General features: G+C 36.3%; 21 protein-coding genes, 1 pseudogene and 1 riboswitch. Of the genes and pseudogenes, 14 read left to right on the forward strand and 8 right to left on the reverse strand.

All coding sequences use genetic code 11. From position 1 onward, the window contains the following. Positions 1–47: 47 nt before the first annotated feature. Positions 48–1250 (reverse strand): MalY/PatB family protein, encoded by a 1203-nt coding sequence (locus tag QFZ28_RS02535; protein ID WP_307193192.1) that lies wholly within the window; start codon positions 1248–1250, stop codon positions 48–50. Between the two features lie 234 nt (positions 1251–1484). Between QFZ28_RS02535 and QFZ28_RS02540 the strand changes: the two genes are divergently transcribed. After that, entirely contained in the window at positions 1485–1964 is a 480-nt protein-coding gene (locus QFZ28_RS02540) for a MarR family winged helix-turn-helix transcriptional regulator (protein ID WP_307193193.1), read from the forward strand. A 519-nt stretch (positions 1965–2483) separates the two neighbouring features. On the opposite strand, the gene QFZ28_RS02545 is transcribed toward QFZ28_RS02540, so the two are convergent. After that, positions 2484–2636, reverse strand: a complete 153-nt coding sequence (locus QFZ28_RS02545; RefSeq protein WP_307193194.1) for a hypothetical protein — start codon at positions 2634–2636, stop codon at positions 2484–2486. A gap of 255 nt (positions 2637–2891) precedes the next feature. On the opposite strand from QFZ28_RS02545, the gene QFZ28_RS02550 reads away from it, so the two are divergent. Continuing rightward, positions 2892–3785: a LysR family transcriptional regulator gene (locus QFZ28_RS02550; protein WP_307193195.1), complete on the forward strand. Its 894-nt coding sequence runs from the start codon at positions 2892–2894 to the stop codon at positions 3783–3785. A 165-nt stretch (positions 3786–3950) separates the two neighbouring features. Here the strand turns inward: QFZ28_RS02550 and QFZ28_RS02555 are convergent, their stop codons facing one another. The 3 genes from QFZ28_RS02555 to QFZ28_RS02565 form a co-directional block, all read right to left on the reverse strand. After that, positions 3951–5150, reverse strand: a complete 1200-nt coding sequence (locus QFZ28_RS02555) for a phosphoglycerate dehydrogenase (protein WP_307193196.1) — start codon at positions 5148–5150, stop codon at positions 3951–3953. Positions 5151–5208: 58 nt separating this feature from the next. Next, a riboswitch (ZMP/ZTP riboswitch) is annotated at positions 5209–5287 on the reverse strand. Positions 5288–5424: 137 nt separating this feature from the next. Further along, positions 5425–6633, reverse strand: coding sequence for a SpoIIE family protein phosphatase (locus tag QFZ28_RS02560; protein ID WP_307193197.1), 1209 nt, complete (start codon positions 6631–6633; stop codon positions 5425–5427). After that, entirely contained in the window at positions 6633–7484 is an 852-nt protein-coding gene (locus QFZ28_RS02565; RefSeq protein ID WP_307193198.1) for an alpha/beta fold hydrolase, read from the reverse strand. The genes QFZ28_RS02560 and QFZ28_RS02565 overlap by 1 nt, the downstream gene beginning before the upstream one ends. A 328-nt stretch (positions 7485–7812) precedes the next feature. Between QFZ28_RS02565 and QFZ28_RS02570 the strand changes: the two genes are divergently transcribed. The 3 genes from QFZ28_RS02570 to hprK all read left to right on the forward strand — a co-directional run bounded on the left by QFZ28_RS02570 (position 7813) and on the right by hprK (position 10933). Then, positions 7813–8946: a DNA adenine methylase gene (locus QFZ28_RS02570; protein ID WP_307193199.1), complete on the forward strand. Its 1134-nt coding sequence runs from the start codon at positions 7813–7815 to the stop codon at positions 8944–8946. Next, on the forward strand, positions 8918–9862 hold the full coding sequence (locus QFZ28_RS02575; RefSeq protein WP_307193200.1) for a DNA adenine methylase: 945 nt from the start codon (positions 8918–8920) through the stop codon (positions 9860–9862). The genes QFZ28_RS02570 and QFZ28_RS02575 overlap by 29 nt, the downstream gene beginning before the upstream one ends. A 132-nt stretch (positions 9863–9994) precedes the next feature. Next, positions 9995–10933 carry an HPr(Ser) kinase/phosphatase gene (gene hprK / locus QFZ28_RS02580; RefSeq protein ID WP_307193201.1) on the forward strand — a complete coding sequence of 313 codons (939 nt, stop codon included), beginning with the start codon at positions 9995–9997 and terminating at the stop codon, positions 10931–10933. A gap of 66 nt (positions 10934–10999) precedes the next feature. On the opposite strand, the pseudogene QFZ28_RS02585 reads toward hprK, so the two are convergent. Further along, positions 11000–12666, reverse strand: a pseudogene (locus QFZ28_RS02585) (peptide ABC transporter substrate-binding protein). A 303-nt stretch (positions 12667–12969) separates the two neighbouring features. On the opposite strand from QFZ28_RS02585, the gene QFZ28_RS02590 reads away from it, so the two are divergent. From QFZ28_RS02590 to phaC, 3 genes are all read left to right on the forward strand, one after another. Next, positions 12970–13374 carry a polyhydroxyalkanoic acid synthase subunit PhaR gene (locus QFZ28_RS02590; RefSeq protein WP_307193202.1) on the forward strand — a complete coding sequence of 135 codons (405 nt, stop codon included), beginning with the start codon at positions 12970–12972 and terminating at the stop codon, positions 13372–13374. A gap of 73 nt (positions 13375–13447) precedes the next feature. Next, positions 13448–14191, forward strand: a complete 744-nt coding sequence (locus QFZ28_RS02595) for a 3-oxoacyl-ACP reductase (protein WP_307193203.1) — start codon at positions 13448–13450, stop codon at positions 14189–14191. Positions 14192–14271: 80 nt separating this feature from the next. Beyond that, positions 14272–15348 carry a class III poly(R)-hydroxyalkanoic acid synthase subunit PhaC gene (gene phaC / locus QFZ28_RS02600; RefSeq protein WP_307193204.1) on the forward strand — a complete coding sequence of 359 codons (1077 nt, stop codon included), beginning with the start codon at positions 14272–14274 and terminating at the stop codon, positions 15346–15348. Positions 15349–15654: 306 nt separating this feature from the next. On the opposite strand, the gene QFZ28_RS02605 is transcribed toward phaC, so the two are convergent. Next, entirely contained in the window at positions 15655–16020 is a 366-nt protein-coding gene (locus tag QFZ28_RS02605; protein ID WP_307193205.1) for a DUF3899 domain-containing protein, read from the reverse strand. Positions 16021–16356: 336 nt separating this feature from the next. Between QFZ28_RS02605 and QFZ28_RS02610 the strand changes: the two genes are divergently transcribed. The 5 genes from QFZ28_RS02610 to QFZ28_RS02630 all read left to right on the forward strand — a co-directional run bounded on the left by QFZ28_RS02610 (position 16357) and on the right by QFZ28_RS02630 (position 22280). Further along, positions 16357–18024 (forward strand): peptide ABC transporter substrate-binding protein, encoded by a 1668-nt coding sequence (locus tag QFZ28_RS02610; protein ID WP_307193206.1) that lies wholly within the window; start codon positions 16357–16359, stop codon positions 18022–18024. Positions 18025–18187: 163 nt separating this feature from the next. Then, a complete protein-coding gene (gene opp3b / locus QFZ28_RS02615; protein ID WP_307193207.1) occupies positions 18188–19114 on the forward strand; it encodes an oligopeptide ABC transporter permease in 927 nt (308 codons plus the stop codon). A gap of 1 nt (position 19115) precedes the next feature. Then, on the forward strand, positions 19116–20273 hold the full coding sequence (gene opp3C, locus QFZ28_RS02620; protein ID WP_307193208.1) for an oligopeptide ABC transporter permease: 1158 nt from the start codon (positions 19116–19118) through the stop codon (positions 20271–20273). A 19-nt stretch (positions 20274–20292) separates the two neighbouring features. After that, positions 20293–21348 (forward strand): ABC transporter ATP-binding protein, encoded by a 1056-nt coding sequence (locus tag QFZ28_RS02625; RefSeq protein WP_307193209.1) that lies wholly within the window; start codon positions 20293–20295, stop codon positions 21346–21348. After that, the gene (locus tag QFZ28_RS02630; protein ID WP_307193210.1) at positions 21345–22280 is read left to right on the forward strand and encodes an ABC transporter ATP-binding protein; all 936 of its coding nucleotides are present in this window, start codon (positions 21345–21347) and stop codon (positions 22278–22280) included. Before QFZ28_RS02625 ends, QFZ28_RS02630 begins: the two co-directional genes overlap by 4 nt. Before the next feature lie 614 nt (positions 22281–22894). Here the strand turns inward: QFZ28_RS02630 and ilvA are convergent. Further along, positions 22895–24067: a threonine ammonia-lyase gene (gene ilvA, locus QFZ28_RS02635; protein ID WP_307196932.1), complete on the reverse strand. Its 1173-nt coding sequence runs from the start codon at positions 24065–24067 to the stop codon at positions 22895–22897. 341 nt (positions 24068–24408) lie between these two features. Here ilvA and QFZ28_RS02640 point away from each other — a divergent pair, with 341 nt between their 5' ends. Further along, positions 24409–26535, forward strand: coding sequence for a choice-of-anchor J domain-containing protein (locus QFZ28_RS02640; protein ID WP_307193211.1), 2127 nt, complete (start codon positions 24409–24411; stop codon positions 26533–26535). Positions 26536–26614 lie beyond the last annotated feature (79 nt).

Consider the following 26614-nt stretch of genomic DNA (forward strand, 5'->3'; position numbering starts at 1 on the left):
CTTATTTAGATTCTTTATGAATGGGATATACAAACTTTCTATGCTTTTCATAGATTTTTAGATTTAACATCCTGAAATTGCAACGCAATTCTTTCAAGTGCTTCTATTATGATAGGTCTAGGTGTTGGGATGCAAATCCTTTGAAAGCCTTCTCCTTCTACTCCAAACATCTCTCCGTCTTCAAGCAGGACATTTGCTTTGTTATAGATGCGGTTATGCACCTCTTTAGATGTCAGTCCATATTCGCTAAAGTCCAGCCACATCACGTAAGTTCCTTCAGGAATTCTGACTTTAACGGTGGGCAAGTTCTTTGCAAGAAAATTTTTCACATACTCCATTGTGTCATCAAGATAGTCGTTTAACTGTTCTAACCATTCATCTCCTTCATTGTAGGCAGCAATTAAGGCGGAAACCGTAAACGGTGATGGCAGCTGCATGCCCATTGCTTGACTGAAGGTTGTCCTAATCTCAGGATTTGAAATAATCATATTTGTACAATGAAGACCAGCGACATTAAATGTCTTGTTGATTGCTGTACAAGTGAGAATATGGTCTGTATTGTTCACTACTTTTGCGATTGGATAAAACGTTTGGTCTTTCCTGATCAAATCTCCATGAATTTCGTCTGCGACAATGAGAACGTTATTTTCCGCGCAAATTTCTGAAAGCCTTTTCAATTCTTCTTGAGTAAAAATTCTTCCTGTCGGATTATGTGGATTACATAGAATGAACATCGTTGTCGTTTCTTCTTTGGCTTTTGCTTCAAAATCTTCGAAGTCAATGGTGTAATACCCTTCTGAATCACATTTCAGTGCATTGTTCCGAACAATTCTTCCATTACCTTCGATTGCAGCTGTGAACGGTGGATAGACAGGACGTTGAATAATGACACCGTTTCCAGGTTTGGTTAATGCTCTAACTGCTACATTTAAGGCATGAACCGTTCCTGGGCTATATACGATTTCTTCTCTATTGATTTTCCAATCATGCCTTTTATTAAACCAATGCTGAATGGATTCATAATACTCATCTGGGAAAACAGAATATCCAAAAATACGATGATCAACTGTTTTGTGAAGTGCATCGATTAACGGTTGAGGCACAGGCAAATCCATATCAGCTGTAAATAAAGGAATGGTCTCATTGTCGTATCTTTCTGTATAACCAATTGCTTTAATCAAATCTTCCCCATCCCATTTTAATGAATAAGTATTTCTGCGATTAACAATTTCATCAAAATTATATCTCACGATTTTCCCCCTCCTAATCATTATGTTAAAGCGCTAACATTTAAGTATTTATCTCAGTTCAGTAGCTTAACTGTATACTTAGTTTAGCACCTTAACTGTTAGTAGTCAATAATATTTTGAAAGTTCACAAAATTAACGGATTTAACGAGGAAATCAAAGTAATTAAAACTGTATTTCCTAATATGTTACAATACAATAATAGTTATCTAAGTAAACAATGAGGGGGTGGAAGGGTTGGAAAAAGAGGAAGTGTTTAACGAACTGATGGAAACACTTTACGAAACCTCTAGACTGCTTAGTTCTTACGAGAGCATCCCTAGGATGTATGGAACAGAAGATGAGCTCTATATGGTTGAAGTTCATACACTCAACTTAATTGGCAATAAAATAAAAACAAATACCTCTGAGATTGCAGAAATAACCAACCGTACCAAAAGCGCTGTTTCCCAAATGGTTGATAAACTTATCAAAAAGGGATTAGTTGTTAAATATAGAAATCCGGATAATTATCGTGAATTGATTATTGAATTGACTCCAAAAGGTAAAATAGTCTATGAATATCATAAAAAATTAGATAAAGAGGAATACGGAAAGCATTTAATGAATCTTAAAGATTTTACCGTTGAAGATTTTCAAAAGTTAATCAAGATCTCGAAAGTGTTAAATCGTGGGATTGAAATGTCGCGTAATGGTGGGGATAATCTTGATAAATGACTCAAATTTTAGGGTACTTCCCACTTCAATGTTGCCATAGTACTGTAAAAAAAGCATTTTTGAAGGATTAAAAATTTATTACTGTCTCTCGTTTTCTAGAAGGAAGGGTACAGTAATACTAAAAGATTCTGGGCTGCTGTGGTTTTAAAGTAACTATTACATGTAATAAATATGAAGAAACTACCACTTCAGTAGGTACGGTAAACTTTATAGTAGTATCACTCTTTTTGAGTGGAAAAGTGAGTAGGCTGTAATGCCTAGTATAGGGGTTCGGCTTCAGAAAGAATTAAGTTGGCAGCCTAATTTTTCAAAAAATTGTAATGAAAATTCGGTCAGCCTAATAATTAAAAAAAACAATTATGAAATTGACCCAGGAGGTAAAAAATAAGAGCCTAAATAGTAGGCTCTTATTTCAGTATAGACAGACTCTTGGCAGCCCCTTCATTCAACGGAGGGGAATCACCTAGTATTGGAAAACTTCAATTTCAACTTTTAATCCTTCACTAGAATAAAAATATTTTAAGCTACTTGAAAACAAGGATCGTTGAAATATAAAACCTCAGAGAGTATGTTACAGCCCTTCATGTTTTTGAGAGCCTCTCTTGCTTCCTCTTCAGTTTCGAATTCAAACAGGGATATTGTTGAATCTAAATAACGAGTTATAATCCACATAAAATTTCCTCCTATTTTTTATAAAATTCTTTATGTCATGCAAACAAGATGCTCAATGATTATGGCTAAAGATTACATATGTTGTGTTTAACCTTACAAATGATTCAGATTTAATGAAGTTTCAATCCAGGGATTGAAGAAGTAATTATTAATTGCTACGGATTAATGATAATGCAATAATGGAAATATATAAAATGCTAAAAAATTATAATGACATATAAAAAAAAAATATATGGGAAAATTTAGGTGAAAATGGTGGATTATCGTGATTGGGAAATACTAAAGGTCCTCTATAGTCAGAAGAACCTAACAAAAGCAGCACGGCTTTTGTTTATTACACAACCTGCTTTAACCAACCGTTTAAAGCACATGCAGGAAGAATTAGGTGTCAAAATAGTAACCCGTGAAAGTAGAGGAGTTCATTTTACTCCACAGGGAGAATATCTTGTTCAGTGTGCCGACGATATCCTTGCTCAATATAACAAAATTAAAGAGCATGTTAGGAATATGAATAAAACGTCTGGTAATGAAGTAGTAGGAACATTGAAAATGGGTGTTTCCAACTTTTTTGCTAATTATGAACTGCCCTATATTTTAAAATTATTTAAAAACCAGTATCCGCACGTGGAATTTAAAGTGATTACAGGTTGGAGTAAAGATATCACGAAACTTATACACAATAAGGATGTTCATATCGGCTTTGTTCGCGGTGACTATAGCAGCAGAGGACTGAAGAAACATTTATTATTTGAAGAAACAGTTTCAGTTGCATCGAGTGAGCAGATTGATATTGTTGATTTGCCTAATCTCCCTAGAATCAACTATAACGGAGATTACTTACTAAAAACATTAATTGATAATTGGTGGGCAGAAAACTATTCACAGTCGCCTTTTATTAGTATAGAAGTAGACCAGGTTGATACTTGTAAGGAGATGGTTATAAATGGATTAGGATATGGCTTCTTGTCCAGCCGTATTCTTAAAGATATAGATGATCTATATAAAATAGTTTTAACGGACCAAAAAGGAAATCCTATATTACGCAGAACATGGATGTATTACCATAAGGAATCCTTGGAATGGAATGTCGTGAAGGCTTTTGTAAATTTTATTGAGACATTGGTTACAAATGCTTCAAAAAAGTTATAATCCATTGTGTTAACGCTATTTCCAAATTCAAATTCTCAAAGGTTAAATTAAAGATATCACTTAGATACAATACGGTGAACCCTGCCATAAATAAAGGCACAAGAAATGGAGCCAGTATTGAAACTTGGCTCCATTTTTTAGGGAAACTTATTATCTCTTTAATGTTTAAATAACTCGAGTAGTTACAATACCAGAAATTTGTCTGATTTTTTCCTCTAAAAGCGGAATAACATCACCATTTACTTTATTATCAATATCAATCATCGTATACGCATATTCCCCTCGGCTTCTGTTAACCATATCCGCAATGTTTAACTGGTAACTTGATACAGCGGATGTGATCTGTCCGACCATGTTTGGAACATTGTGGTGAAATGCCACTACTCGCTGCTTTCCTGTATAAGGAAGAGAAGTATTGGGGAAATTCACTGAGTTTTTGATGTTTCCTGTTTCTAAAAATTCCTTTACCTGACGGGCGGCCATGATCGCACAATTTTCTTCGGATTCCTGAGTTGAAGCACCTAGGTGTGGTATTGGGATTGTATTTTTCATTTTGAGTATAGTTTCATTTGGGAAATCAGTAATATACCTTCCAACTTTCCCGCTTTCGAGAGCTGCTCCCATGTCTGATTCATTTACAAGCTCTCCACGTGAGAAGTTTAATATATGAACTCCCGGTTTCATTATGCTAAATGTTGCTTCGTTAAACATTCCTCTTGTATCCTCGGTTAATGGTACGTGCACAGTAATATAATCAGATTCTGAGAACAACTGTTCAATTGTCATTGCCCGTTGTACATTGCGGGACAAATTCCATGCTGTATCAACAGAGATAAACGGGTCAAACCCGATGACATCCATATCTAAATCAAGCGCATCATTCGCTACGAGCGCACCAATAGCTCCTAAACCAATGATACCTAATGTTTTCCCTTTAATTTCTTTTCCGACAAACTGTTTTTTTCCAGCTTCCACTAGCTTTGGAATTTGGTCGCCTTCCCCTTCCAACGCCTTTGCCCAAGCAACACCAGCAAAAAGGTTACGGGATGAAGAGATTAATGATGTTAGTACCATCTCTTTTACGGCATTGGCATTTGCACCAGGAGTATTAAATACAACGATACCCTGTTCTGTACACTTTTCTACCGGAATATTATTCACACCTGCACCAGCTCTTGCAATTGCTAGTAAATTACTGCCGATTTCTACTGAGTGCATATTAAAGCTGCGAACAAGGATGGCATCGGGATTTTCACTGCCGTTGTCAATTTGAAAATTACCCTTATTGAATACCTTTAATCCACTTTCTGCAATATTATTAAGTGTTTTAATCGTTTTTACTTTTTCTAAAGTGATAGTACTCATGATTTTCCTCCTAATTTTTGCTTTAATAAACAGAAAGAGGCAAGGGATATAATTCCCTTACCTCTGCCCAGGCGAACGGCTGTGACACCATGTGCTCCCTCGCGGTTGTCCGCGTTTCGCCAGTTACACATGGTCTTTTAAATTTATTTTATATTATCATAATTCTCTATATTTTTCAAGATTGGGAGTACTGGTTATTTCTACCGTGAAAATTGATAAATATTTTATGGAAAAATCCCCTAGTTAGCTCAGTTAGTTTTTTTATATGGAACTTTTATTTTAAGTCAACAAGAATAAAGGATTCATCATCACTCTTATGATATACATTTTTTTCATTATTTAGGTACAGTAAAATTTCCTCTTTCAGTTTATATAAAGGTAATGATACCGTTTTTCTTAATAATGGAGCTAAATAGTTTGAAGCAAGGGGATCAACACCATCTGTGTAAAGGAGCAGTCTGCCTCCCTTTCGGTAGGTGAAATTTTTTGTTTCAAATACAACACCCTCAAATGTTCCAAGTGGTGGGGCGGTTGAACATAATTCATATTGTGCTCCGTCTGGGTCCTGCCATAAAGCAGGCGGATGACCAGCATTAATATAGTCAATTTTTTGGCTTTCTGTATCAATTAAAAGAAAGATAGCGGTAGAATAATGCCTTGCCTCCTCATTGTTATGAAACAACTTGTGAAGGTGGCTATCCAATTCTTTCATTACAAGATCAACAGGAAGTCCTGCTGAAATCAATCTTTGAAACAGAGAATGAAGAGTCATTGTGATTAAAGCTGAAGAAATCCCATGGCCCATCACATCGAGCAGAATGATTCCATAGCGATATTGGTCAATTTGATAAATCCCGTAGATATCACCGGATAATTCACCAGATGCATTATAGAATACTTCCATTTGAACCTTATCATTGTTAATCGGATTGGTTAATAATGTTTCTTGAATAATTCTAGCGAGCTCTAACTCTTTCTTTGTCTCTATTTTATATTTTTGATTTTGTTGGTTCAGTTCAAGTAGTTCTTCTTTTTGGATTTCCAGCTTTTTAAGTGTAGTCTCTAATTCCGTAATCGCTTTATGCTTTGCTTTTAACGCTTGTTCAGTTTCCTTTTTTGCTAAAAGCAATTCATTTTCATACTCGTTTCTTTTACGCATAGGTATAATAATACAATCCAATACCGTTCTCTCTTTTACCCTCTTTGAGACAGCGTTGATAAGAACGGGAATTTCTTCTCTCTTACTGGTCTCTAGTGAAATATACATTTCCTCTACCCGATTTTCAAGTTTTACAAGCGGGAAAAAATAAAACTGTAAAAACATACGGGCAGGGACAGTGAGAATAGAATTGACATGCTGTTCTATTAAAGAATCTTGGCTGTAATTGAGTATCCTTAGCAAAGTTTGATTAATCTCTATAATAAAACCATCTTCTGACAGAGTGAGAAATCCACAAGGTGCATGATTTAATTGTTCGTCCATTAAAGATGAACTCCTCTACCCGCTGGGCTGCTTTCTACAAATACAGATTTTTCGTTCAGGTATTGGGTGATTAGACGAATAGTCTCCTCGGGATGACTCATATGAGGGCAATGTCCCGTTGCATCCATTATTTTTAGAATACTATTAGGAAGCTGATGATGAATATACTCTCCCACTGCTAATGGAGCAATAATATCATTTGAACACTGTAAAATAAGTGCTGGTACTGTTACTTTTTTTAAATCGGAGCGGTTATCGGCGAAAAAAGCAGCCTCCGCAAATTCACGTGCAATAATAGGGTCAGTGGAACAAAAACGTTCTTCCAGTTGGCGTTTGACCTCTGGCAGCTCCGGATTATTGGTTACTGCCTGAGCAAAAACATTTGCCCAGCCTATGTAATTTTTCTCCATCATATCAATTAAGCCTAAAATCTCCTCTTTTTCAAAGCCGCCGTAATAATGCGGAGGATCATTTAGGTAGCATGGAGAAGGGCCGATCATAACGAGTCGAGAGAAGTACTCAGGATGACTCAACGACGCCAGCATACCAATCATACTCCCAACAGAGTGACCAACAAATACAGTATCTTTTAATTCTAAGGCTGTACAAACATCAAGTACATCTTGTGCGTAGCCTGCAAGACTACTATATCGTTTCGAGTCATAAGCATGTATGTCTGAACGACCCGAACCTACGTAATCAAGTAAAATGGTTTGGTAATCCTTTTCGAATGCTTCGGCAACTGACTTCCAAACAGTTTGGTCACAGCCAAAGCCAGGAGCAAAAATGATTGATTGTATACCTTTGCCTTTAATACTCACATTATTCCGAAATAGAATGTTCTGGTCCATCCTGATGTTCCTTCCTATTATTATATACATATATCATATCACTTACCTCCAAATAATGGGGTTTTCTCTCGTAGTACTTAAGACCTCACTTTAAATAAAGTTAAAGTTACTGCTCGTATTTGAAATATAACCAGGACAAGCTAAATGCTATAATCAAAATAGTAAAATGGTTAAGATGCCACGATGCGTATGGTAGGTGTTAATATTGGTTACGTATATAAGGACAAAGGACATATTGGAGAAATTTGATATTACGAGGCAGACGCTTCATAACTGGATAAAAAGTGAGAAAGTAACCCCGCCTGTAAAAGATTGGAGAGGTTGGAGAATGTGGACAAAGCAACATATGAATGACATAAATAACACTATAAATAAAAGAGAAGAACAATTGAGTCTGCCTGTAGTGGAAGAAGCAAAGCTCAATATAAAAAATCGGCGATATTTAGGCAGTAAGTATAAAATGTTAGAGTTTATATGGGAAGTAGTTAAAGAGAATTGTAGTGATGTTGAAACAGTAGCCGATATATTTGGAGGTACGGGTGTTGTAGCTGATCGTTTCAGGACCGAAGGCAAGAAAATACTGATTAATGACATCCTATACTCGAATTACCTTTCATATTGGACATGGTTTAGTGATGAAAAGGTTGATTATAAAAAGATAGAAAAAATGATCAACGAGTTTAATGCGGTAGAAGTAACCGAAGACAACTATATGTCAATTCATTTTGGTGATACCTACTTTACTATGGAAAACGCAAGAAAGATTGGATTTATTAGACAAAGAATTGAGGAACTTAATGATTCTTTGGGTTTCAGAGAGAAAGCGATTCTCATTACTTCTTTGCTGTATGCAATGGATAAGGCAGCTAATACCGTAGGACATTATGATGCATATAGAAGAAAATTGGATAGTACGAAGCAGATAAAACTGCTTGTACCTGAATACAAAGATACATTAAATACAGGAAACATTATTTTTCAAGAAGACGCAAATCAATTAGTGAGAGTGATAAAGGCAGACTTGGTATATATAGATACTCCATACAATAGTCGCCAGTATGGTGACGCCTATCACCTATTAGAAAATGTGGCTGAATGGAAAAAGCCCACTGTAACAGGTGTAGCTAAGAAAATGATTGATCGCCTGCAAATTAAAAGTGATTACTGCACGGCTAAAGCACCCACGGCCTTTGCTGACCTAATATCTCACATCGACAGCATATATATCTTAGTTTCTTTCAATAACATGGCTCAAAAAGGTGTGGGAAGATCGAATGCGAAGATATCAGCAGAAGAAATAATTGAAACTCTTGGTACAAGAGGTGATGTAAAAACATTTGACCTTGCATTTAATGCTTTTACAACGGGAAAAACAAAAATTGATGATCATAAAGAAATATTGTATCTTTGCAAAGTGAACAGAGGGATTCAAAATGATGGGACAAAAGGAAAGATATTATAAATCATGTTTTAATTATACAGGTGGAAAGCACAAACTTTTAAAGCAGATTGAGCCATTGTTCCCAAAACATATTGACCATTTTGTTGATTTGTTCTGCGGTGGAGCTAATGTCGCCATCAATGCAAATGCTAAAAGTGGAACAATGTGCATAGATAATCAAAAAGAAGTTATACGGCTGTATAATACATTAAAGGAAATGCCTATTAATGAGGTGTTTGAAACAATAGATTCAACCATACAGAGATTTGGATTATCAAATACATTCCGATTTGGATATGAAAAGTACAACTGTATGTCAGGAATTAGACTTTCCGAATATAACAAAGAAAAATACTTGGAGTTACGAGAGTTTTATAACAAAAGACAAGAAGACAGCCCATTTTTTGATATTGTTTTTTATGTATTAACTGTTTTTGGGTTCAATAATCAAATTCGCTTCAATAAAAAAGGGCAATATAATATACCTGTTGGAAAAAGGGACTTTAATGAAAATATCCGTACAAAATTAGAAGACTTTATTCAGATAATAAAGGATAAATCTATTGAGTTTAACGGAATTGATTTTAGGGATGTTGAAACAAGTCATTTAGTTGAAGGAGATTTCCTATATGCAGATCCTCCCTATTTAATTTCAACCGCTACTTATAACGAACAGAATGGTTGGACTGAAAAGGAAGAAAAGGATTTGTTATGTCTATTGGATAAGTTACACCAAAGAGGAGTAAAATTTGCTCTATCTAATGTCTTGGAACATAAAGGGATGGAAAATACCATCCTGATTAATTGGGCAGATGAACATAAAGATACCTACTTTGTGAACCATTTGGATTACAATTACACCAATTCTAATTACCAAATAAAGCAAAAGAAAACAAAGACTTCCGAAGTTTTAATCACAAACTATAATCCTTTTTAACAGGTAAATACTCTGAATATACAGGGTGTTTTTTTGCGATGGAATTTAGGCCGCATTTCTTAAATGGATGACGTTTCCAATAATTTTAAGTATAATGGCTAGTATATTAGGCTAATAGGACGTGAGTATAGGTTGAAAAAAGTAACAATAGAAAGCTTGGTTCAAAGGTTTTCATTAAAAGTATTAGCTGGAGAAAACCACTTGCAAAAGATTATTACACAGCCGCGGGTGCATCGTCCGGGATTAGAATTTGTCGGTCATTTTGATTTTTTTCCTACAGAACAAGTTCAAATTTTAGGAAAAAAGGAAATTACCTATTTACATAAGTTAAGTAGAGAGGAACGTAAAATTCGAATTGGAAACATTGTTCACTACCATCCACCATGTTTTATCATAACGGCAGGCGAAGAAGGACTAACCTATTTAATTCACCATTGTACTGAGCAGGGTATCCCTTTGTTAGTAACAAACCAGCCAGAGACAACATCGGAGTTTATCCCAAAATTAGATGCGTTTTTGGTAAAGGAACTAGCACCAGAGATTTCTATTCATGGAGTCTGTATGAATGTGTCAGGGATTGGAATTTTACTTCGTGGTAATTCGGGGGTAGGAAAAAGTGAGACGGCCCATACACTAATTCGTCGTGGACACCGGCTAGTATCGGATGATATTGTTGTCCTAAAGAAGCTCAGTAATCAAACCATTTTGGGTACTCATGATGGGAAAACAAAGGAATTTTTGGCGCTCCGGAGTATTGGATTGCTAAATGTGGTCCGCTTATATGGTCGTAAGGCTTTCCAGGACGAAACACGGATTTCACTTGATATTCATTTGACGAAGTGGGAAAAGGACGCTTTATATAATGATTTAGAACAAGAATATTATTATACCGACTATATGGGGGTTAAAATTCCTTCAATGGAAATTCAGCTGCAGCCCGGACGTGATGTGGCAGGGTTAATAGAGGCAGCAGCAAACAACTGGTATTTAAAGCAGCAAGGATATAGTGCAGTAGATGAATTCATGAGCCGGGTTGAGGCAGATATCATGAAATCTAGCGATAAGAAATGATTAGTGACAAAAAGAGGGAGAAATACCGGATGGTATTTCTCCCTCTCTCATTTTGAAGTGAAGATTTTACTCTTCCCCTACATCTGCCCATTTATATTCGTATGTTGCACCGAATGGGTTTACGAACACACCTTTAACTCTAGGAGAAATCAATTGTGCCCTAGAAGATTGGTAAACAGGTGCAATTGGTGCGTCCTCAAATAGCACTTTTTTTCAGCCTCTAAGAAGTTGTTATAACGTGCCACATTATCTGTAGCAAGTTTTGAAGCTGTATCAAATACTAATTGGTCGTATACCGGACTTGAATATCCTGTCCAGTTGTTTCCGCTATCCGTTGTCCATAGGTTCATGAAAGTAAATGGATCTAGGAAGTCAGGGCCCCATCTAGAAAGTTGAAGTTCATATTCCATATTGGAATCTAAATCAAGACGCTGCTCTTTTGGAACTTGTTTAATGTTTATCTTTAGTCCCTCTAAATTCGTTGAAAGTTGGTTGGCAACATATTCAACTAATAATTTAGTTGTTTTGTCATCGTCTGCTAAGAACTCAAGTTCAACAGAATCTGTACCTAACTCTTCCAAACCTTTTGCCCAGAATTCTTTTGCAGCTTCAAGGTCATATTTAACAAGGTCGCCGCTAACTTCGCGGAAATCCTTACCTGTTTCAGGCATTGGAGTAAAGTCTTTTGGAACCAATCCATTTGCAACAATGGAACCGTTGTTTAAAATTTCGTTTACTAAACCTTCTTTATCAAATGCTCGGCTGAGAGCCAAACGAATATTTTTATTTGCTAAAGCATCTGAAGTTGTTTGGTTAAATTTCAGGAAGTAGACAAATGTATCTGCTGAAACCAAATAATCATCATTTGAAGAATATTGGTCAACTAAATCGGATGTTAAATCCATACGATCAACTGTACCTTCTTCATATAAATCTAAAGCTGTTTGTGGATCTTTTACGACTTTGAATGTCAGTTTATCCATTTTTACTGTATTTGTATCCCAATAATCCTTGTTCTTTACAAGTTCCCATGTATCACTAGTACTAGACCAGTTGGCAATCGTGTAAGGACCGTTGGCTAATAAATTCTCTGAGCTAGTTGCGAAACTATCTCCCTTTTCTTCGACAAAATTTTTATTTAATGGAAGGAATGTTCCAAATGTCGTTAATGTTTCAAAGTATGGTGTTGGATTTTCTAATTGAACAACAAGAGTAAAATCACCTTCTGCTTTAACTCCAAGTTCTTCTACTGCTAGTTCACCCTTGCTTATTGCAGCAGCATTTTTGATTACGCCATTCATCATATATGGTCCATATTCGGATGCTGTATCAGGATTAACCGCACGCTGCCATGAATAGACGAAATCATGAGCAGTTACTGGGTCTCCATTTGACCATTTAGCGTCCTCTCTTAATGTAAAGGTCCAAGTCAGACCATCCGGACTTACTTCATGCTTTGTAGCAATCCCCGGAGTTGGTTGTGTTTTTTCATCTAAACGATATAAACCTTCCATTGTTGCAGCTAAATAGATGAAGGAAGACTCATCTGTAGCTAACGCTGGATCCATCGAAGGAATAGCTTCTGGGTTTAAAAAGTTAAGAACTTTTTCCCCCGTTTCCTCCTCCTTTGTATCTGTACCTGCTGGTTCCTTCGACTCATCGCCGGAACACGCTGCTAGTACACTTAGAAATAAACCAAATGTTAACAGCAATAACCAATGTTTGACCTTCATTCGTTTTTCCCCCTAATTAATTTAATTCTGAATATTATCTATCTACTGAAAATTGAGACTCTAAAATTGATTATACTTATTAACTTGTTTACTTGTAAAGTTTTTGGGTAATTTTTGAAATTACTTTTTAAAAGTCTCTCTATCTATCAAGTTGGATTTTTCTCTCTATGGAAGTTGCAAATAATAAGGAAATTTGTCAAAAAAGGAAGAAAAATATTTTGATAATTTTCAATTTTTAATCTTTAATTATTTCCGTATAGTTAGTATGATGAATACGTCTAAGAAGAATAAGGAGGAAAAAACATGAATCAAGGGTTTGACTTTTATGATATGTGGAAGGATTATTATTCACAAAGCAGTAAATTGTTTGATGAGCAAATCGGCAAGGACTTCCCGTCTGAAGGGATGGGACAAGTTTTGGAGATGAATCTCCAATTTAAAAAAATGATTGATGAATCAACTTTGAAGTACCTGGAGTTTATGAACGTACCATCTCGTAATGACATTGCTAACATTTCCTCATTGATCGTGAATGTGGATGCAAAGGTTGATGATTTAGAAGAAAGATTAGAAGAGAAATTGGATCAAGAAGGTAATCAGGAATCCGTTAGTAGAGAATTGTCGAATTTAAAAAAGGATATGAGGAGTTTAGACAATAAAATGACTCAAATTCTTACCTTATTAAAATCACAAGAAGTAACAAAATAGAAACGCATTACCTATTTTCATTAAAACTAGAAGGTCTTTAAAAATTAAATAATATATTGAGAGGATGGATAATATGGTAAGTTTAAAGGATAAAGTAGCAATCGTAACAGGAGGAAGCAGAGGAATCGGTGCAGCCATTGCATTGGAACTGGCTAAAAATGGCGCAAAGGTTGTCATCAACTATAATATCCGTAAAGAACTAGCAGATAAAGTTGTTGCAGAAATAAATGAATTTGGCGGAGAAGCATACGCAGTTCAAGCTGATGTTTCAGAAAGTAATGAAGCTACATACCTTGTACATGAAACAATCAAGCATTATGGCAAATTAGATATCTTGGTTAATAATGCAGGGATTACCAGAGACAGCACATTTAAAAAGTTGAACGAAGAAGATTGGAGAAAAGTAATTGATGTTAACTTGAACAGTGTTTACAACAATACATCTGCAGCTTTACCTTATCTTCTTGAATCAGATGCAGGACGAATCATTAACATTTCATCCATTATTGGACAAGCTGGAGGATTTGGCCAAACAAACTATGCTGCAGCAAAAGCAGGGCTAATTGGATATACTAAATCCCTCGCACTTGAATTGGCTAAAAGTAATGTAACCGTTAATGCCATTTGTCCAGGATTTATCGGAACAGAAATGGTCCAAGCCATTCCTGAAAAAGTTCTTGCAGGGATTGTCGAAAAAGTTCCTCAAAAACGCCTAGGTAAGCCAGAAGAAATTGCTCGTGGTGTTGTGTTCCTATGTAAAGATGGAGACTATATTACTGGACAGCAGTTAAATATTAACGGCGGACTTTACATGTAATTGTCATGAAGGTTCGGATTTATTAATAAATTGATAGAGTAAATAAATTATGTAAGGAGTGAACAGTCATTAGCGTACTGATGCCAACAGATTTGAATGAGTTGATCGAATTTACACCACAGCAATATAAAGAGGTGTTTCAACGTACAGTAAGGGCAAGTCAAGTACTAACCACTGATGCCGAGCCGGAAGTAGCACCTACTCCAAAAGAACTTGTTTGGACAAGAAATAAAACAAAGCTTTATCGGTATATTTCAGAAAGTCCAAAAAAACATAAGATTCCTCTTCTTTTGGTTTATGCCCTCATTAATAAACCATATGTATTGGATTTAACAAAGGGCGGGAGTTTAGTAGAATATTTGGTTAATCGCGGGTTTGATGTCTATCTCCTTGACTGGGGTGAACCAGGTTACGAAGATCGAAATATGAAACTAGATGATTACATTATGGACTACATACCGCGTGCAGTTCGTAAGGTACTGAGAAAGTCGAATGTTGACGAAGTTTCGATCCTTGGTTATTGCATGGGAGGAACGATGACGTCTATCTTTGCAGCGCTGCACCCAGAATTGCCAATACGCAATCTTATTTTTATGACAAGCCCTTTTGATTTTGAAAACACAGGGTCTTATGGTGCTATGTTAGATGAACGCTACTTTAATATTGATAAAGTAGTAGATACCTTAGGGGTTATTCCGCCTGAAATGATTGATTTTGGGAACAAAATGATCAATCCAATGGCAACGAACTATGGACCATTTATTAGTCTGTATGAACGTGCCGAAAATGAGAAATTTATTAAGAGTTTTAAACTATTGCAAAAATGGCTAAACGACGGTATTCAGTTCCCAGGTGAAGCGTATCGTCAGTGGATTAGAGATTTCTATCAAACGAACAAATTGATAAAAGGTGAAATGGTTATTCGTGGTAAGAAGGTCAAGCTTGAAAATATTAAGGCAAATGTCCTTAATTTAGCGGGTAAAAATGACCTTATCGCCCAGCCGCACCAAGTAGAAGCATTGATGAATGCCATTTCTAGTGGAGATAAAGAATATAAATGTTTACCAGTTGGGCATACTTCGATTACATTTGGCAGTCAAGCTGTAAAGATAACCTACCCAACGATCGCCGACTGGCTGGAGAAACGATCTAACTAATAATCTGAGGTAAATGAGGCAGTGTCCCAGGATATCATTTGGGGCACTCTTTTTTATTTACAAATAACACAAGAAAAACAAGGCAGAGACAGTGGTAAAGCTAATTATATTAAATATTCTGAATTTGGACAAGTATAATTGATAAAATGGTTATTTTTCCCTATTTTGATTACAGTGAATGGAGCAAAATTTCCATATTATGGGGCGGTATTAGAAAAAAAGAGACCGTTATCTAAATACGGTCTAATAGCTTCTCCCCTACATAAGGTAAACTTAATTTTCAGATATATTAAGTATAACCATATTTTACATAGTATAGTATAGGACAAGTAAAATGATTAGAAGAACAAGCATTGAAATTGCTTGGAATTTAAGGCGTTGATAGAGAGAAGCGTTAAACTTTTCCGAAGGCAATGGTTTATCACGCCATGATTCTAAATAGTCGTTTTTTTTAAACATGAGATTATTGAATCTTCTAAAGCCGAAGGTAACACCATCGAAAAATCCCCCTTTAGCCGTGTACATAAATAAAACGATAATGAGATAAAAAAAGCTAAGATAGAAAATTGAATTGATAAAGTTAAGGAGATTATAGGCTGATGAATAAATAAAAAAGATCAAAAGGACAATTAAAAGATTGAGTAAGAAAAACTTCCATTTATTTTTAAACATTTAATTTCACCTTATCTTTATAATATTATTTTAAACATGTAATAAAGAATAAGGGTATTTTAACCTAATACGCTGACAAAGTATACTTTATCCAATTTCCCCCAAATATTAAGAAAGCGCATTCTAATTTTAGAATAATTTTTTTGTTAAATAACCTGACAAAAAGTATTGATAAATCAACTGTAATGTTATTGTAATCTATAATGATATAATAATTTTTTGACTCTTTAATATATTTGGTCTTTACAAGGGTGGTAGAAAAATAGTATGCTTTCTATAGCTTCTTTTTTAAGAAGAAATTGACAGAAAAATAAAATAATAGGAGGTCATTTTTTTATGAAGAAAAAGTATGCTTGGCTTTTAGCTCTAAGCCTTGTACTAAGCATGTTCTTAGCAGCATGTTCAGGCGGCGAAGAGAAAACTGCTGATGATTCAAAAGACACAGCAGATAAGCCAAAAGTTGAACAAGTATTAAACTTTATCAATGGTGATACAATCCCTTCTATGGACCCATCTTTAGCTACTGATGAATATGGTTTCCAATTCTTAGGTGCTACTATGGAAGGTCTATATCGACTTGACGAAAATGGGAAAGTTTCTGAAGGTATTGCTACAAAACATGAAGTAAGTGATGACGGTAAAACTTGGACATTTACTTTACGTGAAGATGCAAAATGGTCAAATGGTGACCCTGTAACTGCAAACGATTTCGTTTATGCTTGGCAGCGTGCAGTTGACCCAGCAACTGGATCTGAATATGGTCCATACATGATGGGCGGCGTTATCAAAAACGCAACTGCTGTTAACAAAGGGGAAGTTCCTGTTGATCAATTAGGTGTTAAAGCTGATGGCGATTACACTTTAGTTGTTGAACTTGAAAATGCAACTCCATACTTTGAATCTTTAACAACTTTCGGTACATTCTTACCATTAAACCAAAAGTTTGTTGAAGAAAAAGCTGATACATTCGCAACTAGCGCTGACACTTTATTATCTAACGGACCATTCAAGTTCTCTAACTGGACTAGTACTGCTCAAGAGTGGGAATTAGTTAAGAACGATACTTACTGGGATGCAAAAACTGTAAAGTTAGAAAAAATGACATATGTTGTAGTAAAAGAATCACAAACAGCTGTTGACTTATATGAAAAAGGTGAAGTTGACCGTGCTGGTTTATCATCTGACCTAGTTGACCAATACTCAACTCATGATGATTACACAGTAGAACCTGATACTTCCGTATTCTATATTAAGATGAACCAAACTAGAAACCCAGCTCTTAAGAACGTAAACGTACGTAAAGCAATCTCTAGAGCATTTGATAAGGAAGCATTAGTAGATGAAATCTTGAACAACGGTTCTATCGTTGCTAACGGTTTAGTACCAAAAGATTTCGTTTCAACTCCTGATGGTAAAGACTTCCGCGAAGCAAGTGGGGATCTTGTAAAGTTTGATGTTAAAGAAGCACAAAAGTTCTGGGAACAAGCTAAAAAAGAACTAGGAACTGATACAGTAGAAGTCGAATTCCTAGGCGGCGACACAGAAGTTTCTAAAATGATGAACCAATACCTTGCAAACCAATTATCAACTAACCTGCCTGGTTTAAAAGTTACTTTAAAAGAAGTACCATTTGAACAACGTCTAGAATTAGACACAGCTATGGATTATGACATGCAGTTTGCAGGATGGGGACCAGACTTCCTTGATCCATATACTTATATGAATCTTTGGTTAACTGATGGCGGAAACAACAAGATGGGCTACTCTAACCCAGAATATGATAAGTTAGTAAACGAAACTGCCACAACTTTAGCTCAAGATGCAGAAGCGCGTAATAAAAACTTCTTAAAAGCAGAAAAAATCTTATTTGAAGATGCAGCAATTGCGCCAGTATATCAAAGAGCAACTGCTCTATTAGTTTCTCCTAAAGTACAAGGTGTGTTTACAAACGCATTCGGAGCAACTTACGAATACAAGTGGGCTAGCGTTGGTGCCGAAGAATAATAGTAGTAAAAAAATAGTATTAAAATTATAAAATTGAAGAGAGTGTATGCTTTTAAAGCATATACTCTCTTTCGGCTTCTGAACATGAATGTTCCGATTATAACAAAAATTTATAATCGAATCGATATAACATATAATAGAGATAAATTTAGGAGGTGCAAACATGACTCGATATTTACTCCGTCGCGTATGGTATATGTTAATAACATTATTTATTATTGCGACTTTCTCGTTCTTTCTTATGAAAATTTTGCCGGGTAGTCCGTTAAACGCTGAAGATAAATTGAGTGAAGAACAAAAAGAAATTATTCTAGAAAAGTATGGATTAAATGATCCAATACCTGTTCAATATGCCAAATATCTTGGCGGACTTGTACAAGGTGATTTAGGTGTGTCATTTAAATTTGATAATACACCGGTTACAACAATTTTGTTTGACAGAATCGGGCCATCTGCACTTTTAGGTTTTCAAGCGTTAGTGGTAGGTTCTATCTTGGGAATATTCCTTGGATTAATGGCTTCTATATTCCGGAATAGTCCGATTGACTTTTCATCGACGATCATTGCGGTTATAGGAACGTCGATTCCTTCGTTTGTATTTGCAGGATTATTGCAATATGTGTTTGCTGTAAAGCTAGGATGGTTCCCGGTAGCTCTTTGGGGTGAATTTGAACATACCATTTTGCCTACAATCGCGTTGGCTATCCACCCGATGGCAACTGCTGCTCGTTTTACCAGAACAGAAATGGTAGAAGTGTTACACTCCAATTACATCACAACTGCACGTGCTAAAGGTGTTTCTGAAACTGGAATTATATTAAAACACGGATTACGTAATGCACTCATTCCGTTAATTACAGTATTGGGTCCAATGGCAGTTGGTTTGATGACAGGTTCTATGGTTATCGAACAAATTTTTGCGATTCCTGGTATTGGTGAACAATTTGTTACATCTGTTATGGTAAATGATTACCCAACCATTATGGGTACAACATTGTTATTTGCGTTCGGCTTTATTGTGATTATCTTAATCATTGACCTCCTATATGGATTGATTGATCCTAGGATTAGACTAGCAGGAGGTAAATAAAATGGAAAAAAATAACCTGAATAATAATATACCAAAAGAGTTATTTGTTCCTCTGGTTCGCAAAGAGGATACAAGCGATAAAATTTCAGCTCCGAGCAGAACATTTTTTCAGGATGCGAAAAGAACACTTTTAGGTAATAAGCCTGCTGTTTTTAGTATGATTCTTATCCTGTTTATCATTATCATGAGTATCGTTGGTCCATGGATGAATGATTTTGGTTCAGATGAACAGGACTTAAAAAGGGCAAAAATGCCTCCGCGTGTACCAGTTTTAGAGAATGTCTCTTGGCTTGGTCTTGATGGAACATTATCTGCAACTTTCCAAGGGAAAGATGTTCAGCAGGCTACTGCCAAGGCGAATGCAAGATTTGATAATAAAGAAGAATTTATTGATATTGAAGTCATAAATAAAGGTGACGGCACTAGAAATTCTGCCGAGGTTGAAGCAACTTATCGTATATATGAAGCGAAAGATATGAAAGACACCTATTTCTGGTTTGGAAGTGACGCCTTAGGCCGTGACCAATGGACAAGACTTTGGGAAGGTACAAGGGTTTCTCTAATCATCGCTTTTGTTGCCGCAGTACTTGACCTTGTTATTGGGGTCGCTTATGGTGGGATTTCTGGATTTTATGGTGGAAGAGTCGATAATGTCATGCAGCGTATTGCTGAGATTTTAGTTGGTATTCCAAATCTAGTTATTATTCTATTAATGATGCTCGTTCTTAAGCCAGGTATTATTTCGATTGTCATTGCTTTATCGATCACTGGCTGGATTGGTATGTCCCGGATTGTCCGTGGTGAAGTATTAAAGCTAAAAAACCAAGAGTTTGTTTTAGCTTCAAGAACATTAGGAACTTCCAATGGTACGATTATTAGGAAACACTTAGTTCCAAATATTAGTGGTATCATCATTATTAACACGATGTTTTCAGTCCCAGGAGCAATCTTTTTTGAGGCATTCCTAAGCTTTATTGGACTAGGTATTGTTCCTCCAAATGCTTCACTGGGATCTTTAATTGACCTTGGGTTTGATAACCTCAGACTTTATCCATACATGCTTGTGTTCCCGGCAATTGTAATTTCTGTGCTTATGATTGCATTTAATATTGTTGGTGATGGTTTGAGAGATGCATTTGATCCGAAAATGCATAAATAAGAAAGTAGGTGTTTAATAAATGAGTAAATTATTAGAAGTCAAAGATTTAAAAGTATCATTTAACACCTACAATGGTGAAGTGCATGCTGTTCGAGGTGTTACCTTTGATTTAAATAAAGGTGAAACATTGGCGATCGTAGGGGAATCTGGATCTGGGAAGTCAGTAACCTCTAATGCCATCATGAGACTCCTTCCAGAACCGCATGGCTATATTAAAGAAGGTCAAATCCTTCTTGAGGGAGTAGACCTAGCCAAGAAATCCAGCAAGGAAATGCAAAAAATTCGCGGTAAAGACATTTCGATGGTTTTCCAAGATCCAATGTCATCTTTAAATCCAACAATGAAAATTGGAAATCAGATCATGGAAGGTCTGATCAAGCACCAAAATATGAGCAAACAAGAAGCAAGAAAAACAGCTCTTGAACTTCTAACTCTTGTTGGAATTCCAAGACCGGATGTACGTATAGATCAATACCCTCATCAATTTTCAGGCGGTATGCGTCAACGTGTGGTTGTAGCGATTGCATTAGCTTGTAATCCAAAGATTCTAATTGCAGATGAGCCAACTACTGCGCTTGACGTAACCATTCAAGCTCAGATCCTAGAGTTGATGAAGAGTATTCAACAAAAAACGGATAGTGCGATTATTTTTATCACGCATGACCTCGGTGTTGTTGCAAACGTTGCAGACCGAGTAGCGGTAATGTACGCAGGAAAAATTGTAGAAATTGGGACAGTAGATGATATTTTCTACAACCCTAAGCACCCTTATACTTGGGGATTAATAGGTTCTATGCCTACATTAGATAGCAGTGACGAAGAGCTTTTTGCTATCCCTGGCAGCCCGCCTAACATGCTTACTCCTCCTGTAGGGGATGCATTTGCTCCAAGAAACCAATTTGCTTTAGAAATTGATACGGTCATGGAACCGCCGATGTTTAGGGTTTCAGACACACATTATGCAGCAACCTGGCTGCTGCACCCAGATGCGCCTAAAATTGAGCCGCCTGAAGCTGTTAAGCACAGGATGCAAGGTTTTGCTCAAACAGGTACTAAAGGTGGTGGAAAACGGTGACAAGAGAAAAACTACTTGAAGTAAAAAACTTACAAAAACATTTTGCCGTTGGTAAAAATAATTCAATCAAGGCTGTTGATGGTGTAAGCTTTGATGTATATAAAGGTGAAACCTTTGGTCTAGTTGGCGAGTCTGGTTGTGGAAAGTCTACAACAGGGAGAACCATCATTCGACTTTACGATGCAACGGGCGGTGAAGTTAAATTTGCTGGTGAAGATGTTCACGGCAAGAAAAATAAGTCCGAACTGCTTAAGTTTAATCGTAAAATGCAAATGATTTTCCAGGATCCATCTTCATCCTTAAATCCTAGAATGACGGTATTAGATATCATTGCCGAGGGTCTAGACGTGCACAAGCTAGTAAAAAACGATGCTGAGCGTAAGGCGAAAGTTGAAGAATTACTAGAAGCCGTGGGTCTAAACAGAGAGCATGCTACTCGTTTTCCACATGAATTCAGCGGCGGGCAAAGACAGCGGATCGGTATTGCAAGAGCACTAGCCGTTGATCCTGAGTTTATCATTGCCGATGAGCCTATCTCTGCATTGGATGTATCTATTCAAGCACAGGTAGTCAATCTGCTTAAGAAGCTGCAAAAAGAACGTGGATTAACGTACTTATTCATTGCTCATGACCTTTCAATGGTTAAATATATTTCTGACCGTATTGGCGTTATGTATATGGGTAACTTGGTAGAACTAGCGGAAAGTGATGAATTATACAATAATCCTATTCATCCATATACAAAATCATTGTTATCAGCTATTCCTCTTCCAGATCCAAGATACGAGCGCACACGTAAACGTATCAGCTATGATCCAACTGTACATGACACAGATGGTGAATTTGGGCTAAGAGAAGTTACACCTGGCCATTTTGTACGTTGTACGGCAAAGGAATTTGAAAGATACCAAAATGAGCAAAAAAATAAATAAGCAGCAATTAGAAAAGAGTTTTTACCAATCTAACGAGTTCCGTTAACTATCGTAAACATTAAAAATGTAATGCAAAATGACCTTCAAATTGTATGTAATTTGGAGGTCTGTTTTTGTTGATTATAAAGGGATTTCGATCATTATTTTGGGAGAATTTATAGTGCAATTTTTATATTATAATGTGGGGGTACATAGCCTGTTACCGCAGCGCTACATTTTTACGTCAAATTGATATACATTGTTTTTTTTATTTAAGGTTAGGCTCTGTATAACTGAATGTTGATTTCGGCGCGTATGAAAAATAAACGGAAAAATTCCGGCTAAATTGGGAAATACCCATATTTCCTTTAAAATAAGGGGAGTTTTTCCGTTTATATCATCCAAAACTTTGGAATTTGTCTTATTTAGAGCAGTTAATCGGAATATCTCCGCTTATATCCGTTTCTTAAGCTTCCCCTATATACATTAGCAGGAAATTCTCCGCCTAAGAAATCGCATACCTACACAAAAATAGATACGGTGAGGGCGGAAATGGTTTGCATTTTCCTGTGCAAATTGACGTTTTGTGATAGGAAACGGAACCCGTTATGACGGGTCAATACTCTTTTTAATGACTAAAAATGTTTTATCTCGACACTTGCATTTTTGTCCTTTAGCACTTTATAAAGCATATCAATATGTTCGTTGTTTTTTGTTTCTACGGAAATATCAAGACCGGCATATCCAGGATAAATATTTTTGCCCATGCGATTAAGATTAACAGATTGAATATTCGCCTCTAAATCTGTTAGAGAGCTTAACACTTTTTGAAGTTCACCAGGTTTATCCTTTAAAGTGATTGTAAAAGTAGCATACCGTCCGGACTCAACTAAGCCGCGTTCAATAATCCTCGAAATAAAATTCATATCGACATTTCCACCGCTTAAAACCGCAACTACCTTCTTTTCCTTCAATTTTACTTTTTCATATAATAGTGCCGATAGTGAACAGGCACCAGAGCCTTCTACTAACAGTTTGTTTCTTTCTAAAAGCATAAGCATCGTTCTTGCAATTTCCATTTCATCGACACAATAAATATCATCCACATATTTTTGAATGATCTCAAACGTTCTTTGTCCTGGTTTTTTAACAGCAATCCCGTCTGCCATGGTTGGTGTGGATTCTACCATCACGGGTTTCTTCTCTTTTAAAGACGTTTTCATGCTTGGGCATGCCAGTGCCTGAACGCCATAAACAGAGATATGAGGGTTTTTCTCCTTCACTGCCATAGCAACTCCCGCAATCAGTCCGCCGCCTCCTACAGGGCAAATAATAGCCTCTACGTCTTCGAGTTGATCAAGTATCTCCAATCCGACAGTGCCTTGGCCGGCAATTATTGCCTCATCATCAAAGGCGTGAATAAAGGTGGCGTCCCTTTGCTCTTTAAGTTCCAAAGCATAGGCAAGTGCATCATCAAATGTAGCTCCTTCTAAGAGGACCTGTGCACCATATTGTTTTGTAGCCAACACCTTACTGAGGGGTGCTCCCTTTGGCATCACAATCGTACAGTCTACACCGAGCATTTGACTTGAATAAGCTACACCTTGAGCATGATTTCCCGCAGAAGCAGCCACAACCCCTTTTTGGAGCTCCTCCTGTGAAAGGGAAATGAGTTTATTGTAAGAACCTCTCGCTTTAAAGGACCCCGTTTTTTGGAGGTTTTCAAGTTTCAAATATATTTCATTATGAGAAAGCTGACTAAAAGTTTTAGAATAGTCCAAAGGTGTTGTATGGACAATCCCCTTCATCTTCTCCCGTGCAATGATAATATCATCTACATTCACATTTCTTCCTCCTGTTTACATAGTTTTCCTTAGGATGTGCTCCAAAAATTAAACTATGAATTATTTCCCAGAAATAATTCAATTGCAAAAATATCAGTGATTTTACCCGGATATAGGAGTATGGTGCTTTTGTTAGAGAGAAAACCTCCTAGAATATTCCTTTTATGAGTAAAAAGAAATAAAAAAAGTACATAAAAATCAGAACTTTAGGAGTAGATAGTTGTATCCAATTAACTATATATTCCAAAAATTCAATATGTTACTATTATTTGGAAAACATATAGATAAAAGGGAGGAATCAGAAGTTGAAAAAGAAAAAACTATTATCAATTCTATCGACTGGTGCATTAGCTCTATCACTTTTTGCTCCATTATCAGCTAATGATTCAAAAGCAGCGGCTGCTGAAGCTACAACACCAAAATGGGATGTTGAGCGTTATGGGGATCGAGTGGATATTGATGGTCAACTAAATCTACTAAGTAACGATTCTTCATACCTAAAGCAAGCTGAAAAGAAGATTGTTGAGCAAGGTGCACAAATTAATTTTAATAAGGTTGAAGCAGCAGAGGATAATTCAGCAGAAAGTACTTTTACATATGATGGGGGAACAAAGTACTTTTTAAACAGATTATTAGAATTTAAAACATTTACTCTTCGGAGTGTTGGAGAAAACGTTGAAATTTGGGTTGCTAATGATTTATCTTTTCCTGATGACCGTCCTGCGCATGTAGTTACACAGGAACAAGTAGATAAGCTTCGTGACGAATTCGACTCGAATATATATCCAAAAGCTACATCTTTCTTTGGTACACCAGATGTTCATGATGGATCCCATTCTCCTTTACCAGGTATGGTTGGACTTCCAGAGGGATACTATGAAGGCAGCGACAAAGTAATCATGCTAGTAGATAACATTATCGATGAAGGTTATACTAACCCTTCTTACCCATTCTTTGTTGCTGGTTTCTTCTGGCAAACACTAGAAAACTATATTGATAGAAATATCATTACCATCGACACAAATAGCTGGGAGACTCGTTTAGAGTCTACATTCTTTGGAACTACTATTCATGAGTTACAGCATTTAATTCATGCTGACAACGATGGTGCTGAAGAAACTTGGTTAAATGAGGGAATGTCTACTTTCTCAGAATATCTTGGTGGGTATGGGCATGATGATAGGTCTATTAACTTTTACTTAGATCATCCTGAGAATTCACTAGTAAATTGGGATGAGCACGTAGGTGCTAAGACAGGACCAGAAACAATTGCCGACTATGGTCAGGTATATCTATTTACGTTATATATGAATGACAAGTTCGGTCAGGAGTTTATTCGTGACTTAGCTTTGAAGGATACACAAGGGATTAATAGTGTAAACGAAGTTTTAAAGGCACATGGTTATGATCTTGATTTCACTCAAGTTTATCAAAACTTCATTACTGCATTAGCTTTAGACTCTGATAGAGTGGGTAATGGAGTATATAAGTTTGATAGCATTAACCTTCGGGATCTAACTGTTGATAATAATGGTACAAAACGTGGTAAGACGGTAGATTATGAAGATGCAGTTGAATTTGAAAAAGAAGGCGTTCCAGCATGGGGCGGAGATTTTAAAGAATTAGATTTCCAAGATAAGATTAGAAGTATTTCCTTTGATGGAGTGGATTTCCTTTCAACTCCATGGAAATCAGTTGCAGATCCTAAAGATGCTACAAACAAAGTATTATGGGGCAACGCGGGAGACGAAGCAGATAATGCAATTATTCTTGAAGCGGATTTATCAAGTGTTGATTCAGCTACATTAAACTTTGACCATTACCTTGATATCGAAGAACAATGGGATTTCGGAGTGGTTCAAGTATCAACTGATGGCGGTGATACTTGGAAGAGCTTAGCAAATGAAAATACCCGCACTGATGTTGTCGAAGAAGGCTACCCGAAAATTAAAGAAAACGTACCTGGTTTTACTGGTAATATCAAAGAATGGCAAGAGGAATCGTTTGATTTAAGTGAGTATGCTGGTCAAAAGATATTGGTTTCCTTCCGATACTTAACAGACTGGGGTCACACTGATAGTGGCTGGTTTATTGATAACATTGAAATTCCAGAAATCGGTTATACCAATGATGGGAGCTCTATCGACAGCTTCAAATCTTTACAAGAGATTGCTGGACAATATGTAAACTACACCGTAACATTTATCAACGAAAAAGAAGTTGGTAATAAAAAGGGTGCAAAAACAAATTACAAAGTAATCACAGTTGATCCCTTCAATGTAACAGAAGAGGATGCATTGACTCTAAGACAGTTATTCAAAGATGGAAAGAACTATATGATTACTTCTTACGCAGCACCTGCAGATGATAAAAATCCAGTAGCCTTTTCATATGAAGTACATTTGAAAGAGAAGTCTGCAAAGAAGAAATAAGATAAAGGCCGGATAATGACTTTAGAGTAGTCATTGTTCGGTTTTTTTATTATAAGGCTCTGTTATTATTTATTGTTGA

The sequence above is a fragment of the Neobacillus niacini genome (assembly GCF_030817695.1).
Classification (GTDB): domain Bacteria; phylum Bacillota; class Bacilli; order Bacillales; family Cytobacillaceae; genus Neobacillus; species Neobacillus niacini_F.

Excerpts from the sequence above, each read along its gene's own strand:
- ilvA (WP_307196932.1), bottom strand. The coding sequence starts at position 24,067 with ATGAAGGGGATTGTCCATACAACACCTTTGGACTATTCTAAAACTTTT.
- phaC (WP_307193204.1), top strand. The coding sequence starts at position 14,272 with ATGCCAACAGATTTGAATGAGTTGATCGAATTTACACCACAGCAATAT.
- QFZ28_RS02595 (WP_307193203.1), top strand. The coding sequence starts at position 13,448 with ATGGTAAGTTTAAAGGATAAAGTAGCAATCGTAACAGGAGGAAGCAGA.
- QFZ28_RS02565 (WP_307193198.1), bottom strand. The coding sequence starts at position 7,484 with ATGGACCAGAACATTCTATTTCGGAATAATGTGAGTATTAAAGGCAAA.
- QFZ28_RS02570 (WP_307193199.1), top strand. The coding sequence starts at position 7,813 with ATGTGGACAAAGCAACATATGAATGACATAAATAACACTATAAATAAA.
- QFZ28_RS02590 (WP_307193202.1), top strand. The coding sequence starts at position 12,970 with ATGAATCAAGGGTTTGACTTTTATGATATGTGGAAGGATTATTATTCA.
- opp3b (WP_307193207.1), top strand. The coding sequence starts at position 18,188 with ATGACTCGATATTTACTCCGTCGCGTATGGTATATGTTAATAACATTA.
- QFZ28_RS02555 (WP_307193196.1), bottom strand. The coding sequence starts at position 5,150 with ATGAGTACTATCACTTTAGAAAAAGTAAAAACGATTAAAACACTTAAT.
- QFZ28_RS02575 (WP_307193200.1), top strand. The coding sequence starts at position 8,918 with ATGATGGGACAAAAGGAAAGATATTATAAATCATGTTTTAATTATACA.
- QFZ28_RS02610 (WP_307193206.1), top strand. The coding sequence starts at position 16,357 with ATGAAGAAAAAGTATGCTTGGCTTTTAGCTCTAAGCCTTGTACTAAGC.
- QFZ28_RS02560 (WP_307193197.1), bottom strand. The coding sequence starts at position 6,633 with ATGGACGAACAATTAAATCATGCACCTTGTGGATTTCTCACTCTGTCA.
- QFZ28_RS02625 (WP_307193209.1), top strand. The coding sequence starts at position 20,293 with ATGAGTAAATTATTAGAAGTCAAAGATTTAAAAGTATCATTTAACACC.
- opp3C (WP_307193208.1), top strand. The coding sequence starts at position 19,116 with ATGGAAAAAAATAACCTGAATAATAATATACCAAAAGAGTTATTTGTT.
- QFZ28_RS02545 (WP_307193194.1), bottom strand. The coding sequence starts at position 2,636 with ATGTGGATTATAACTCGTTATTTAGATTCAACAATATCCCTGTTTGAA.
- QFZ28_RS02605 (WP_307193205.1), bottom strand. The coding sequence starts at position 16,020 with ATGTTTAAAAATAAATGGAAGTTTTTCTTACTCAATCTTTTAATTGTC.